This is a genomic window from Rhodopseudomonas sp. WA056 (assembly GCF_010906995.1).
GTDB classification, from domain to species: domain Bacteria; phylum Pseudomonadota; class Alphaproteobacteria; order Rhizobiales; family Xanthobacteraceae; genus Rhodopseudomonas; species Rhodopseudomonas palustris_G.
On sequence record NZ_QPFS01000013.1, the window covers coordinates 1 to 13317 of the forward strand.

The window sequence follows — 13317 nt, forward strand, 5'->3', positions numbered from 1 at the left end:
GTGCTCGGGGCACCCCCACCCCGGCCTTCGGCCGACCCTCCCCGCAAGGGGGAGGGTGACGAGACGGCGCCGCCTCGCGAAACACTGTCGCCCGACGCGGCGCCGCGCGCTCCAGCCTTGCCGCGTCCGCCTTTGCCTGCCTCGGCCGGCAGGTTCGCGGCCGCGCCGTAGCGCTTGGCGCCGGCGTAAGCCCCGGCTTTGTCGGCGACCTTGCGCTGCTTCACGGTCGGATCGTCGATCACCGCGAGCTCGGTGGCGCGGAGGCGTTTGACTTCGTCGCGCAGCCTTGCGGCTTCCTCGAAGTTCAGGTCGGCGGCGGCTTCGCGCATCCTGGTTTCGAGGTCGGCCAGCACCGCCTCGAAATTGTGGCCGATCACAGCGGCGTCGTCGGTGAAGCCGGCGCCCTTGCCGTCGCCGATTTCGACCAGCACATGGTCGCGCTCGTACACGCTGTTGAGGATGTCGCCGATCGACTTCTTGACGCTCTCCGGCGTGATGCCGTGCGCGGTGTTGTATTCGATCTGCTTCTCGCGGCGGCGATTGGTCTCGTCGATCGAGCGCTGCATCGAGCCGGTGATCTGGTCGGCATACAGGATCACCTTGCCGTCCACGTTACGCGCGGCGCGGCCGATCGTCTGGATCAGCGACGTCTCGCTGCGCAGAAAGCCTTCCTTGTCGGCATCGAGGATCGCCACCAGCGCGCATTCCGGAATGTCGAGACCTTCGCGCAGCAGGTTGATGCCGACCAGCGCGTCGAACGCGCCGAGCCGCAGGTCGCGGATGATCTCGATGCGCTCGATGGTGTCGATGTCCGAATGCATGTAGCGCACGCGGATGCCCTGCTCGTGCAGGAACTCGGTGAGATCCTCGGCCATCCGCTTGGTCAGCACGGTGATCAGCGTGCGATAGCCGCGCGCCGCGGTGGCGCGGACTTCGCCGACCAGATCGTCGACCTGGGTGCGGGCCGGGCGGATGTCGACCGGCGGATCGATCAGTCCGGTGGGGCGGATGACCTGCTCGACGAACACGCCGCCGCTCTCGTTCAGCTCCCACGCCGCCGGCGTTGCCGACACCGCGACCGTCTGCGGCCGCATCATGTCCCACTCCTCGAACCGCAGCGGCCGGTTGTCCATGCAGGACGGCAGCCGGAAGCCGTATTCGGCCAGCGTCGCCTTGCGGCGGAAGTCGCCCTTGAACATCGCGCCGATCTGCGGCACCGAGACGTGGCTTTCGTCGGCGAACACCAGGGCGTTGTCGGGCACGTATTCGAACAGCGTCGGCGGCGGCTCGCCGGGGCGGCGCCCGGTGAGATAGCGCGAGTAGTTCTCGATGCCGGCGCAGGAGCCGGTCGCTTCCATCATCTCGATGTCGAAGGTGGTGCGCTGCTCCAGCCGCTGCGCTTCGAGCAGGCGGCCCTGCGCATGCAATTGATCAAGCCGCCATTTCAGCTCGGTCTTGATCGAGGAGATCGCCTGGATCAGCGTCGGCCGCGGCGTCACATAGTGCGAATTGGCGTAGATCTTGACGAATTCCAGCTCGTCCTGCTTGTGGCCGGTGAGCGGGTCGAATTCCTCGATGCCCTCGATCTCATCGCCGAACATCTTCACCCGCCAGGCGCGATCCTCATAGTGCGCCGGGAAGATGTCGATGACGTCGCCGCGCACCCGGAAAGTGCCGCGGGTGAAGTCGGCCTGGGTGCGCTTGTACTGCAGCGCTACCAGATCGGCGATCAGTGCGCGCTGGTCGATGCGTTCGCCGCGCTTCAGCGCGAAGGTCATCGCCGTATAGGTTTCGACCGAGCCGATACCGTAGATGCACGACACCGAGGCGACGATGATGACGTCGTCGCGCTCCAGCAGCGCCCGGGTCGCGGCGTGGCGCATCCGGTCGATCTGCTCGTTGATCGAGGAATCCTTCTCGATATAGGTGTCGGTGCGCGGAACGTAGGCTTCAGGCTGGTAGTAATCGTAGTACGAGACGAAATACTCGACCGCGTTGTCGGGGAAGAAGTTCTTGAACTCGCCGTAGAGCTGCGCCGCCAGCGTCTTGTTCGGCGCCAGGATGATCGCCGGGCGCTGCGTCGCCTCGATCACCTTGGCCATGGTGTAGGTCTTGCCCGAGCCGGTGACGCCGAGCAGCACCTGGGTGCGATCGTTGCGATCGATGCCTTCGACCAGCTCCTTGATCGCGGTCGGCTGGTCGCCCTTCGGCTCGTAGTCCGACTTGATGACGAAGCGGACGCCGCCTTCGGACTTCTCCGGCCGCGGCGGCCGGTGCGGCACCCACAGCTTGACGCTGCCGTCCTCGCCCTTGAACTCGGGGCGCCCGTCTCGGATCAGGTTTTCCAGCGCGTCGGCGGTGGCCTTGACGCCGAGCGCTTCCATCTTGCTGCGCGGCGGCCGCGCCAGCGCCTCGGCGTCGTCCTCTTCGGTCGGCAACCCGAGCTGCCGCGCCAGTTCCGGATCGAGCGTCGGAATGGTGGCGGCGGTTCCGTAATTCGCCTGCGGCGCCTCGTTCAGGCCGCCTCGGCTCGCGCCGGGCGGCTGCGGATAAGGCTGCAGCGCCGTCGGACGCGGCGTGACGCCGTCGCCGACCTTCGCCGTCGAAGCACGGCCACGATGCACGGCGGCCTCGCCGCCGGTGCGGCGGTCGTGCGAATTGTCGGGCGGCGGCTGCAAGCCGGTGCCGGAGCCGAGGCCCGCGTCGCCGCGATTCAGCGCCGGATTCAGAAGTTCGGCCAGCGCCGGCCCAATCGGCTTCACGTCGGGCCGGTGGGCCTTGGATTTCGGGGTTTTTGCCGGCTTGCCAGGCTTGTCGGGAGTCTTCGCCATGCCGGCAATATGGGGCGAAGCGGGGGGCGAATAAAGGGTGCGCCGCCCACTCGTGTCGCCTAGGCCGGCACCACCCGCAGACGCCGCATCCCCTTCGGCAGCCGCGCGTCGCACCACGCTTCGATTGCCGGCTGGCGGCGATGCAGGAACAGCCCGAGCGCGATGATGGCGATGCCGATCAACGACAGCGCGAACGGGAACAGCAGCGAGTCGCGGAACAGTTTTTCGGCGAGATCGCCGAGATAGATCGCGATCCCGAGCGCGCCGAACACCGCGAACACCCGCCGGCCCAGCACCACGGCAAAGCCGAGGAAGACGACGTTCATGGCGCAGTACAGCGCCTTGTCCAGGTTGGTCCCGTTCGAGGTCGCGGTGATGCCGCCCCAGAACGTCATCACGCCGAACAGATACAGCCAGAATGCGAAGTCGCCGCTGCGCTGGCGCAGATGCACGATCACCGCGGCGATCACCATGCCGGCGCCGAAGCCGATCGAGACCTTGCGGGCGGTTTCGAAGTCGCCATGCGGCGTGCCGGTGATCCACGGCACCAGGTCCATCGACAGGAACCACAGCGCCACCGCCATCAGAAACACGATGAACGGAAAGCGGTAGAACGCCAGCGCCACCAGCGTCGCCACGATGGTGGCAAGCTCCATGAAGATGAAGCTGCCTTTGACCCAGATGTAGAAGCTGCGAACGGTGTCTGGCTTGCCGAATTCGGACCACAGCCCGAACGCCTCCTGCACGCCGAACACCGCGAGCGGCATCATCCCGACCGCCACGGCGATGCACAACCCGCCCGGCGTGCGCAGATCTTTCACGTGCCACAGATAGTGCCCGGTCCACCAGAACGCGACGGCGTAGATCAGCGCGGTGGCGGTCAGCGCCGCGCCGCCGAGGCCGGCGAACGCCATGGTCGAGAACAGCCCCATGGCACTGATCACGATCAGCGCGCCCGCGTACCAGAGCAGATGCACGATATCGAAGCGCGGGCCGTCGCTCGCGGCCGCCGGTCGCCGGGCGTCCAGGAAGGTGCGGAGCGCCGCCTCCTGTGCCGGCGTGATGATGCCAGCCTGGGTCGCCGCCTGCAGGTCTTCGGCCGAATAGCGCATCGTCGCTCCCCTCCACCGGGCCGCTCGCGGCCGCCGGTAGTGTCAGTGAGGAGTGATCATGTTCAATTCGCGTTACGGAATACTTTGCAGTGCGGGAAAAACAGGAGCTGTGGAGAGCTGAAACCGAGGGAGGAAATTTCAATGTCGCGAGCAGGATTGCGATGGCCATCGCGACGGGAACCGGGCGATGATCCGTGCCCTTTCGGAGATTGATCATGGCACGAATTATACCGTCATTGGCATTGGCGGCTGCCGCCGCGATGTCGCTGCTGGCCGCGCCGCTGGCCGCCCAGCCCAACGACGCGGAGCCGGCGACCCGCGCCGCCAACGATGCGGTGGCGAAGGCGCTGCCGCTGGCCGACCGCGCCGACTTCGAGGATGCGCAGCGCGGCCTGATCGCGCCGCTGCCGGACGGCGTCGTCGCCGGTGCCGCGGGCGCGCCGCCGGTGTGGAATTTGAAGCCCTACGATTTCCTGAAAGGCGGAGCATCGCCGCCGACCGTGAACCCGAGCCTGTGGCGGCAGGCGCAGCTCAATCTCGCCAATGGCCTGTTTCAGGTCGCCGAGCGGGTCTATCAGGTCCGCGGGCTGGACATCGCCAACGTCACCATCGTCGAAGGCGACACCGGTCTGATCGTGACCGATACCACGCTGACGGTACCGACCGCCAAGGCGGCGCTGGATCTGTACTACCAGCACCGTCCGAACAAGCCGGTGGTGGCGCTGATCTACACCCACAGCCACATCGACCATTTCGGCGGCGCGCGCGGCCTGATCGACGAGGCCGACGCCGCCAGCGGCAAGGTCAAGGTGATCGCGCCGACCGGCTTCATGGAACATGCGGTGGCGGAGAATGTCATCGCCGGCAACGCCATGAGCCGCCGCGCTCAGTTCCAGTTCGGCATCGCCCTGCCGGTCGGCGACCGCGGCCAGGTCGATGCCGGCCTCGGCAAGGCGCTGGCGAACGGCGCGGTGTCGCTGATCGCACCGAACGATGTGATCAAGCAGCCTTACGAGACGCGGACGATCGACGGCGTCGAGATCGAATTCCATCTGGTGCCGGAGTCGGAGGCACCGTCCGAGATGATCTCGTACTATCCGCAGTTCAGAGTGCTGAACATGGCGGAGGACACCACCCACACGCTGCACAACCTCTACACCCTGCGCGGCGCCGCGATCCGCGACGGCCGGCTGTGGTCGAAATATATCGGCGAGGCGATAGCCCGCTACGGCGACAGGACCGAGGTGGTGATCGCGCAGCACCATTGGCCGGTGTGGGGCCGCGACCGCGTCGTCGGCTATCTGAAGAAGCAGCGCGACGTCTACAAATTCATCCACGACCAGAGCGTGCGGCTGCTCAATCACGGACTGACGCCGACCGAGATCGCCGAACGGTTGAAACTGCCGCCCTCGCTCGCCGGCGAATTCGCAGCGCGCGGCTATTACGGTTCGGTCAGTCACAACGCCAAGGCGGTGTATCAGTTCTATCTCGGCTGGTACGACGCCAACCCGGCCGATCTCGATCCGCTGCCGCGCGCCGAGCAGGCCAGGAAGGAGATCGACTATATGGGCGGCGCCGCTGCGGTGCTGGCGCGCGCCCGCGACGACTACAAGGCCGGGCAGTATCGCTGGGTCGCGAGCGTCGCCAGCAAGCTGGTGTTCGCCGATCCGTCCAACACCGAAGCCCGCGCGCTCGGCGCCGACGCGCTGGAGCAGCTCGGCTATCAGGCCGAGGCGGCGACTTGGCGCAACGCCTATCTGCTCGGCGCGCAGGAACTGCGCAGCGGCCTCACCCCGATGCCGGTCAGCACCGCCAATCCGGATCTGCTCAAGGGCGTGTCGATCGATCTGGCGTTCGATTTCCTCGCGGTGCGGCTGAACGCGGCCAAGGCCGAAGGCAAGCACATCGTGGTGAACTGGACCTTCACCGACCTGAAGGAGACCTACACCATGAACCTGGAGAATTCGGCGCTGACTCACGTGGCCGGCAAGCTGTCCGACAATGCCGACGTCAGCGTCACGCTGAACCGCGCCACCTTCGACGCGATCTCGCTGAAACAGCGCGGCTTCCTCGGCGCCGTGCTGAGCGGCGACCTCTGGGTCAGCGGCAACCCGCTGAAGCTGCGCGAACTGTTCGGCCTGTTCGAGGAGTTCTCGCCGAACTTCGAAGTGATCGAGCCGGTCAGGGCGAAGCTGGAGTAGGGGCGCCTCTCGCGCACGTCATTCCGGGGCGCGCCTTTCAGGCGCGAACCCGGAATCCAGAAGTTGGTTCGGCAGGTAGTCCAATGAGATTCCGGGTTTGCCGCTGCGCGGCGCCCCGGTATGACGGTCGATGCATCAAAAATCCCGTCATGCGCGGGCTTGACCCGCGCATCCATCATCTTGAAGAAATGGATCGCCGGATCAAGTCCGGCGATGACGTGACGTGTGTGGCGAGCGCCCGGCGCCGGAATGTTCGGCGAGCGCCCGCGACCAACGCGAGACCCGAGGACGCGCGACATGACTCTCAAACTGTTCGAACTGGTCGGGGCCGATGTGGGCCGGCCGTTTTCGCCGTTCGTGTGGCGGACGCGGATGGCGCTGGCGCACAAGGGGCTGCAAGCGGAGACGATTCCGTGGCGCTTCACCGATAAGGCGGCGATCGCGCCGTACGGCTCCGAGAAAGTGCCGGTGCTGCTCGACGGCGACAAGACGGTCTCCGACTCCTGGGCGATCGCCAACTATCTCGAAGACGCCTATCCGGACCGGCCGTCGCTGTTCGGCGGCGACGGCGGCCGGGCGATGGCGCGGATGCTGAACTGGTGGGGCGATCTTGCGATCGTCGGCGGCATCTTCCCGTTGATCGTCGCCGACATCGTCGGCCATCTGCGCCCCGAGGACGCGGCCTATTTCCGCGCATCGCGCGAAGCGCGGTTCAACAGGTCGCTCGAAGAGGTGTCGGCCGGCCGAGACAAGGCGGTGGAGGGCTTCCGTAAGTCGCTCGATCCGCTGCGGCTGACGCTGAAGACGCAAGCCTTCATCGGCGGCGCGGCGCCGAACTACGCCGACTACAGCGTGTTCGGCGGCTTCCAATGGGCGCGCATCGTCAGCGATTTCCAACTGCTGAAGAACGATGACCCGGTCTATGCCTGGCGCGAGCGGCTGCTCGATGCGTTCGGCGGCCTGGCGCGCGCCACGCCGGGCTATCCGGTCTGAGCCGGGCCGCGTGCCCGATTGCGCCAGTCGGCGAGGCCGCGTGCCAGCTCCTCGCCGCCGGCCAGCGCGGCGAATTGCGCGCGCTCGACCAGCAGGCCCTCGTCGATCGACAGATTGAGCCCGCGCGTTGCAGCGGTGATCACCGCCGCAACCGCGCCCGGCGGATGCCGGATGATCTGCCGTGCCAGCGCGTCGGCCGCAGAGAGCAGGTCGCCATGCGGCACCACGCGATTGACCAGGCCGATCGCCAGCGCATGCGCGGGTGAAAACGGCTCGCCGGTGAGTAACAGCTCCAGGGCGCGCTTGCGGCCGGCGAGGCGCGGCAGCCGCTGGGTGCCGCCGAAGGTCGGCGGCATCGCCAGCTTGATCTCCGGTTTGGCGAACCGGGCGCGTTCGCTGGCGACCGCCAGATGCACCGCCTCGGTGATCTCGCAGCCGCCGCCGTAAGCAAGGCCGTTCACCGCCGCGATCACCGGCTTGGAAAAGCTCTCCAGCCGCGCCGTCATGGTCTGGCCGCGGCGGACGAAATCGCGCACCGCATGATCAGCGCCGCGCGCGACGCTGCCGGAGAACTCGGCGATGTCGGCGCCGGCTGAAAACGCCAGCTCGCCGGCGCCGGTGAGGATCACGGCGCGGATCGCGTCATCGACCTCGATCGCGTCGAGCCGCTGCATCAGCCGGTCGATCAGCGCGTAGTTCAGCGCGTTCAGTTTGTCGGGGCGGTTCAGGGTCAGCAGCGCAACGCCGTCGCGCAGCTCCATCGGTATCAGCTCGGTCATGTCCGGGTCTCCATCGGGTCGTCCGATCGCTACCGCGGGCATCGCGTTGTGTATATTCACTGGGCGGTATACATTGGCGAGATGACCGTCCGAATGTCCGCAGCAGCTCCGAAGACCCGCGAGAGCAATACCACGCGCGAGCGCATCGTCGCCGCAGCCGCCAAGCTGTTCTATGCCGAGGGCATCCGCGCCGTCGGGGTCGACGCGGTGGCCGAGAAGGCCGGCGTCACCAAGCGGACGCTGTATTATCACTTCCGCAGCAAGGACGATCTGGTCGCCGCCTATCTTGAGGGGCGCGACCAGCCGAACTTGGCGCTGTTCCGGCAGTGGTTCGAGGACACGCCGGGCGCGCTGCCGGCCAAGGTCGAGGGCATCTTCAGGAATCTTGCCCGCGCCGCGCGGCATCCGAAATGGAAGGGCTGCGGCTTCCTGCGCACCTCGGCGGAGCTTGCCAATCTGCCGGGCCATCCGGCGATCAAGATCGGCGCCGCGCACAAGAAGAAATTCGAGCGCTGGCTGCGCGATACGTTCGCGGAGGCGGGCATCGGCGAGGCAGACGAGCTGGCGCGGCAGATGCTGCTCTTGCTCGACGGCTCGTTCGCCGTGGTGCTGCTGCATCGCGATGCGAGCTACATGGAGACCGCGGGCGCGGCGGCGGCCAGGCTGGTGGCGGCGGCGCTGCCGCGCCGGGTCACCGCGTCGCGGCCAACGCGTCCGATGTCGCGAACCGGCCGCGGATCTCGAGCAAACTCCGCACCGCGTTGAGATCCGGTAGCACCGCGGCGCATCTGCCGCGGGTCGTGGCATCGGGTTGCAGCAGGTCCGGCACCATCAGGGTGATGGCGCCTGCGGCGGCCGCCGCGGTGACGCCGACGCTGGAATCCTCCACCGCGATGCAATTCGCCGGCGGCACGCCGAGCCGGTCGGCGGCGAGCAGATACAGATCCGGTGCCGGCTTGCCGTGGGCGACGTCGTCCCGAGTGAGGATGGTACCAAACCGCGCGCGGATGCCGGCGAGCGTCAGGTGCAGGTCGGCGGTCTTGCGCGACGACGACGTCACCACCGCCACCGGGCAGCGCGCCTCGTCGAGCGCATCGAGCAGTTCGCAGGTGCCGGGCTTCACCGGCAGGCCTGGCGCGAACCGGGCGTCGCGCTTCTGGACGAAGGCGCGGTTGATGTCGGGCAGCGGCAGCGCCTCGCCGTAGCGCGCGACCAGCAGCGCCTGGCACTCCGGCCCGGGCAGCCCGATCATCGACTCGCAGGTTTCGATCGCATCCGGCAGGCCGAACCCGTTCAGCACCTCGGTCAGGCTTTCCAGATAGACCCGTTCGGTATCGACCAGCGTGCCGTCCATATCGAGCAGCACCGCTGCGATCAGCCAGTCCTGCACGGCCCTCACGATTTGCGGCTCGCCTTTGCGGCCTCGCGCAGACAGTCCGGGCACAGGCAATCGACCGCGTCCGACGGCAGCGGCAGATGCGCCGGCTCCGCCGAGCACCAGCAGCCGCTATCCATCGTGCACGAAAACTCTGCGCCGCAGCCGGCGCAGATCAACCGCCGCGGCGGCGGCGAAGGTGTGGCGGACGAGGTCGGGCGGAGCGGCATGAGCAAGGATCGGTGAACACTGGTTGAAACACGCTCGCAGCGTACTCCGCCTGGGCCGCGAAGCAATACGCGGAAGGTCGCGGACGCGAGGGGGGCGGCGGCAGTCAGGATCCGGAGAACGGGCGCGATCTCTCCACCTGTCATTCCGGGGCGCTCGCGCAGCGAGCGAACCCGGAATCCCGCTGTGCAGGGCGAAGGGCCTCAATGCAGAACACCTCGAGATTTCGGTTTCGCGCCCTTTCAGGCGCGCCCCGGAATGACCGCGTGAAGGCGGACGGGGCGTAACCGCCAGCTACCCCTTCGTAATCGCGTCGACCTCCGCCATCTCCTCGGCCGTCAGCTTCCAGCTCGCGGCCTTGACGTTCTGCTCGATCTGCTCCGGCGTGGTGGCGCCGGCGATCACGCTGGAGACCTGCGGCCGGCAGGCGAGCCAGGAGAACGCCAGTTCGAGCAGCGAATGGCCGCGTGCTTCGGCGAACGCCTTGAGCTGATCGACGACGTTGAGATTGACCTCGGTGAAGTAGCGGTCGCGGATCGCCGGCATCTTGGCGAAGCGGGTGTGTGCCGGCGCTTCCGTGCCGCGCTGATATTTGCCGGTGAGAAGCCCGCTGGCCAGCGGGAAGAACGGCAGCAGGCCGAGCTTGTATTCCTGCGCGGCCGGCAGCAGGTCTTTCTCGATGTCGCGGACGACGAGGCTGTATTCGTCCTGGCACGAGATGAAGCGATGGGTGCCGAGCGCGCGGGCGACGTATTCGGCCTCGGCGATCCGCCACGCCGGGAAATTCGAATTGCCGATGTAGCGCACCTTGCCGGCGCGGATCAGGTCGTCGAGCGCACGCAGCGTCTCGTCGATCGGCGTCAGCGGATCGTAGTCGTGCTGCTGATACAGGTCGATCCAGTCGGTCTTCAGCCGCTTCAGGCTGGCCTCGACCGCCTCGACGATGTAGCGCCGCGAGGCGCCCTGCTTGGTGCCGTCGGTCGCCATCGGCTTGCAGAACTTGGTCGCCAGCACGATGTCCTTGCGGCGGTCGCCGAGCACATTGCCGAGCACGGTCTCCGAGCCGCCCATGCCGGCATAGATGTCGGCGGTGTCGAACAGCGTGACGCCGAGGTCGATCGCCTTGTGGATCACCTGCTTCGAGGTCTCGGGATCGGTGCGCTGGCCGAAATTGTTGCAGCCGAGGCCGACGACCGAGACCCGCAGGCCGCTGCCGCCGAGATTGCGAATGTCCATGAAGTGTCCTTGAGAGATGCTTGAAGCGGTGCATTGTGGCGCGCGCCCCGCAGCGCCGCAAGGCAGCGCCCCGATCACAGCCGCGTCAGGCCGTGCGTCGTGACGGCATCACGGATGCGAAAGCCGTTCTCGGCGCGCCATCTGACCTGTTACTCATGCCTAACCCGGGTGTCATTCCGGGGCACGCGCGTCAGCGCGTGAACCCGGAATCACGCAGTTTGGGGCACGGCGGGCGGCCTACATCTTCGGGATTCCGGGTTCGCTCGCTTGCGCGATCGCCCCGGAATGACGGCTTGCGGCAGTGCCGAGTGCAGCGCGCGCTACGCCGCTTCCGGCTGCACGTCGGGCGTCGTCACCGGGGCAGCAGTGGGGCGCGGCGCGATGGCGCCGCGCATGCCGGCGCGGCGGGCGGCTTCGCACATCCGCCGCACCGATTGTTCGGCGTCGCGGGTGATCTGCTTGCGGTCGGCGGTCGTCGAGGTTGCGACCGCATCGCCCCAGCTCACGGTGACATCGATCGCGCCCGCGGTCAGCAGCGCGACGAAATGCGGGATCAGGTCGGCATCGCCGTACCAAGCGACCCGGTCGCGCAGTTCGCGGCCGATCGGCAGGCCGCTGAGACCCGTATAGGTCACCGCCATCGGCTGCACCGCGACGACGGTGCCGGTCTGTTCGCCGATCGCGTGATGCACCGCGCCGACCAGCGCCGAGCGGAACGGCAGCACCCGGCTGCCGTCGGACGAGGTGCCCTCGGCGAACAGCACCATGGCGTCGCCGTCCTGCAGCCGCGCGCCGATTTCGCGCGTCGCCTCGCCGGTGCGATGCCGCGCCTGACGGTCGATGAACACGGTGCGCTGCCAGCGCGCCAGCGCGCCGAACACCGGCCAGGTCGCGACTTCGCTCTTGGCGATGAACGACACCGGCGCCACCGCGGAAATCACGCAGATGTCGAGCCAGGAGACGTGATTGGACAGGATCAGCACCGGCCCGTCGCAGCGGCGGCCGACCTGATGAATGCGGACGCCGATCAGCACGCAGACGATGCGGTGATACAATTGCGGAATCGTGCGCTGCGCGCGCCAGCCGAACCGCTTCGCCAGCAGATGGACCGGCAGCAGCGTCAGCGTCAGCGGGACAACGGCGGCGATGACCAGGATAAATCGCAGCATGGCAATGACTTTGGGCCGCTCAAAAAGGTGCGGCCCCGGTCAGACGCGGCGACTGACGGGGACCGCTGGGGACGTTGATCGGCGACGGGGGGCCTCGATCAGACGCGAGCGGACCCTAGCGGTAGTTTGTTACACGGCAGTGACGCGTCAACTACATCTTAACGAGTCGTTGACGTGTAAAAGTGACCGAGGCGAGCGGATTTGCCGGCCGAGACTGCGGTTCACTCGCTTGCCGGCGCTACCCGCAGAATCCGGCCCGCGTCGCTGTCGGTGAGCAGCCACAGCGCACCGTCGGGACCCTGGCGGACATCGCGGATCCGCTCGTTCAGCGCCTGCAGCAGCCGCTCTTCGCCGGTGACCTTGTCACCCTGCAGCGACAGCCGCACCAGCATCTGCCCCGACAGCGCACCGAGGAACAGGCTTCCTTTCCAGGTCGGAAACAGCTTGCCGGTGTAGAACGCCATGCCGCTCGGCGAGATCGACGGCACCCAGTATTTGATCGGCTGCTGCATCCCGGGCTTGGCCGTCGCCTCGTGGATCTTGGCGCCGCTATAGTCGATGCCGTAGCCGATCACCGGCCAGCCGTAGTTCTCGCCCTTGCGGATGATGTTGACCTCGTCGCCGCCGCGCGGGCCGTGCTCGACCTCCCACAGGCTGCCGTCGGCGGGATTGAAGGCGAGGCCCTGCGGATTGCGGTGCCCGAGGCTCCAGATCTCCGGCTTGGCGCCGTCGCGGTCGGCGAACGGATTGCCGGCCGGCACGCTGCCGTCCGGCGCAATCCGGACGATCTTGCCGAGATGGTTGGACAGGCTCTGCGCCTGATCGCGATAGGCGTAGTGCTCGCCGAGAGTGACGAACAGATTGCCGTCGGCGGCTTGCGCAATCCGGCAGCCGTAATGATTGCCGGACGATAGCGGCCCTTGCTGGCGGAAGATCACTTTGACGTCGTCGAGCCGCGGCGCATCGCCGTCGCTCAACCGAGCGCGTGCCACCGCCGTGCGGCCGCCGCGGCCGTCGCGTTCGGCGTAGCACAGGTAGATCGTGCGGTTGGTGGCGATGTCCTTGTCGGTGGCGACGTCGAGCAGTCCGCCCTGGCCCGAGGCCCATACCTCCGGCACGCCCGGCAGCGGCTTCGACACCTGGCCCTGCTGCGTCACCAGCCGCAGCCGGCCTGGGCGCTCGGTCACCAGCATCCGGCCGTCGGGCAGGAACGCCAGTCCCCACGGATGCACCAGATCCTCCGCCACCGTCTGCACCGCCAGGGGACCGGCGGAGGATTCGAACGTGGCGCCGGCGCCGCGGCTGGCGGTGATGATCAGCAGCGAGCCGACCAGCGCGGTGGCGGCGGTCAGCGTGCCGGAAACCCAGACGATCGGTGCCTTCATCGCAATGC

General features: G+C 67.6%; 11 protein-coding genes. 3 read left to right on the forward strand and 8 right to left on the reverse strand.

The window, feature by feature from the left end:
• Both uvrB and DU475_RS04695 read right to left on the reverse strand, forming a co-directional pair.
• Positions 1-2831, reverse strand: a 2831-nt coding sequence (uvrB, locus tag DU475_RS04690; protein ID WP_246700239.1) for an excinuclease ABC subunit UvrB, incomplete at its 3' end; no start/stop codon positions are given.
• 59 nt (positions 2832-2890) lie between these two features.
• The gene (locus DU475_RS04695) at positions 2891-3943 is read right to left on the reverse strand and encodes a hypothetical protein (protein ID WP_164630933.1); all 1053 of its coding nucleotides are present in this window, start codon (positions 3941-3943) and stop codon (positions 2891-2893) included.
• 215 nt (positions 3944-4158) lie between these two features.
• On the opposite strand from DU475_RS04695, the gene DU475_RS04700 reads away from it, so the two are divergent.
• A complete protein-coding gene (locus DU475_RS04700; protein WP_164630935.1) occupies positions 4159-6144 on the forward strand; it encodes an alkyl/aryl-sulfatase in 1986 nt (661 codons plus the stop codon).
• A 297-nt stretch (positions 6145-6441) separates the two neighbouring features.
• Positions 6442-7137, forward strand: coding sequence for a glutathione S-transferase family protein (locus DU475_RS04705; protein ID WP_164630937.1), 696 nt, complete (start codon positions 6442-6444; stop codon positions 7135-7137).
• On the opposite strand, the gene DU475_RS04710 is transcribed toward DU475_RS04705, so the two are convergent.
• Positions 7125-7916, reverse strand: a complete 792-nt coding sequence (locus tag DU475_RS04710) for a crotonase/enoyl-CoA hydratase family protein (RefSeq protein ID WP_164630940.1) — start codon at positions 7914-7916, stop codon at positions 7125-7127. The two genes, DU475_RS04705 and DU475_RS04710, sit on opposite strands and share 13 nt — an antisense overlap.
• An 81-nt stretch (positions 7917-7997) precedes the next feature.
• Here DU475_RS04710 and DU475_RS04715 point away from each other — a divergent pair, with 81 nt between their 5' ends.
• Positions 7998-8681, forward strand: a complete 684-nt coding sequence (locus DU475_RS04715) for a TetR/AcrR family transcriptional regulator (protein ID WP_502706839.1) — start codon at positions 7998-8000, stop codon at positions 8679-8681.
• Here the strand turns inward: DU475_RS04715 and DU475_RS04720 are convergent.
• The 5 genes from DU475_RS04720 to DU475_RS04735 all read right to left on the reverse strand — a co-directional run bounded on the left by DU475_RS04720 (position 8608) and on the right by DU475_RS04735 (position 13309).
• Complete coding sequence (locus DU475_RS04720) at positions 8608-9315, reverse strand: HAD family hydrolase (RefSeq protein WP_164630944.1); 708 nt, start codon at positions 9313-9315, stop codon at positions 8608-8610. The two genes, DU475_RS04715 and DU475_RS04720, sit on opposite strands and share 74 nt — an antisense overlap.
• The gene (locus tag DU475_RS24030; protein WP_080964199.1) at positions 9312-9521 is read right to left on the reverse strand and encodes a cysteine-rich CWC family protein; all 210 of its coding nucleotides are present in this window, start codon (positions 9519-9521) and stop codon (positions 9312-9314) included. The genes DU475_RS04720 and DU475_RS24030 overlap by 4 nt, the downstream gene beginning before the upstream one ends.
• A 292-nt stretch (positions 9522-9813) precedes the next feature.
• Positions 9814-10755, reverse strand: coding sequence for an aldo/keto reductase (locus tag DU475_RS04725; RefSeq protein WP_013504201.1), 942 nt, complete (start codon positions 10753-10755; stop codon positions 9814-9816).
• A 320-nt stretch (positions 10756-11075) separates the two neighbouring features.
• Entirely contained in the window at positions 11076-11924 is an 849-nt protein-coding gene (gene olsA, locus DU475_RS04730) for a lyso-ornithine lipid O-acyltransferase (RefSeq protein WP_164630946.1), read from the reverse strand.
• Positions 11925-12145: 221 nt separating this feature from the next.
• Positions 12146-13309: a PQQ-dependent sugar dehydrogenase gene (locus tag DU475_RS04735; RefSeq protein WP_164630949.1), complete on the reverse strand. Its 1164-nt coding sequence runs from the start codon at positions 13307-13309 to the stop codon at positions 12146-12148.
• Positions 13310-13317 lie beyond the last annotated feature (8 nt).

What these genes read in the sequence shown, in the direction of transcription:
- DU475_RS04695 (WP_164630933.1), bottom strand. Translation starts at nt 3,943, where the DNA reads ATGCGCTATTCGGCCGAAGACCTGCAGGCGGCGACCCAGGCTGGCATC.
- DU475_RS04700 (WP_164630935.1), top strand. Translation starts at nt 4,159, where the DNA reads ATGGCACGAATTATACCGTCATTGGCATTGGCGGCTGCCGCCGCGATG.
- DU475_RS04705 (WP_164630937.1), top strand. Translation starts at nt 6,442, where the DNA reads ATGACTCTCAAACTGTTCGAACTGGTCGGGGCCGATGTGGGCCGGCCG.
- DU475_RS04710 (WP_164630940.1), bottom strand. Translation starts at nt 7,916, where the DNA reads ATGACCGAGCTGATACCGATGGAGCTGCGCGACGGCGTTGCGCTGCTG.
- DU475_RS04715 (WP_502706839.1), top strand. Translation starts at nt 7,998, where the DNA reads ATGACCGTCCGAATGTCCGCAGCAGCTCCGAAGACCCGCGAGAGCAAT.
- DU475_RS24030 (WP_080964199.1), bottom strand. Translation starts at nt 9,521, where the DNA reads ATGCCGCTCCGCCCGACCTCGTCCGCCACACCTTCGCCGCCGCCGCGG.
- DU475_RS04725 (WP_013504201.1), bottom strand. Translation starts at nt 10,755, where the DNA reads ATGGACATTCGCAATCTCGGCGGCAGCGGCCTGCGGGTCTCGGTCGTC.
- olsA (WP_164630946.1), bottom strand. Translation starts at nt 11,924, where the DNA reads ATGCTGCGATTTATCCTGGTCATCGCCGCCGTTGTCCCGCTGACGCTG.
- DU475_RS04735 (WP_164630949.1), bottom strand. Translation starts at nt 13,309, where the DNA reads ATGAAGGCACCGATCGTCTGGGTTTCCGGCACGCTGACCGCCGCCACC.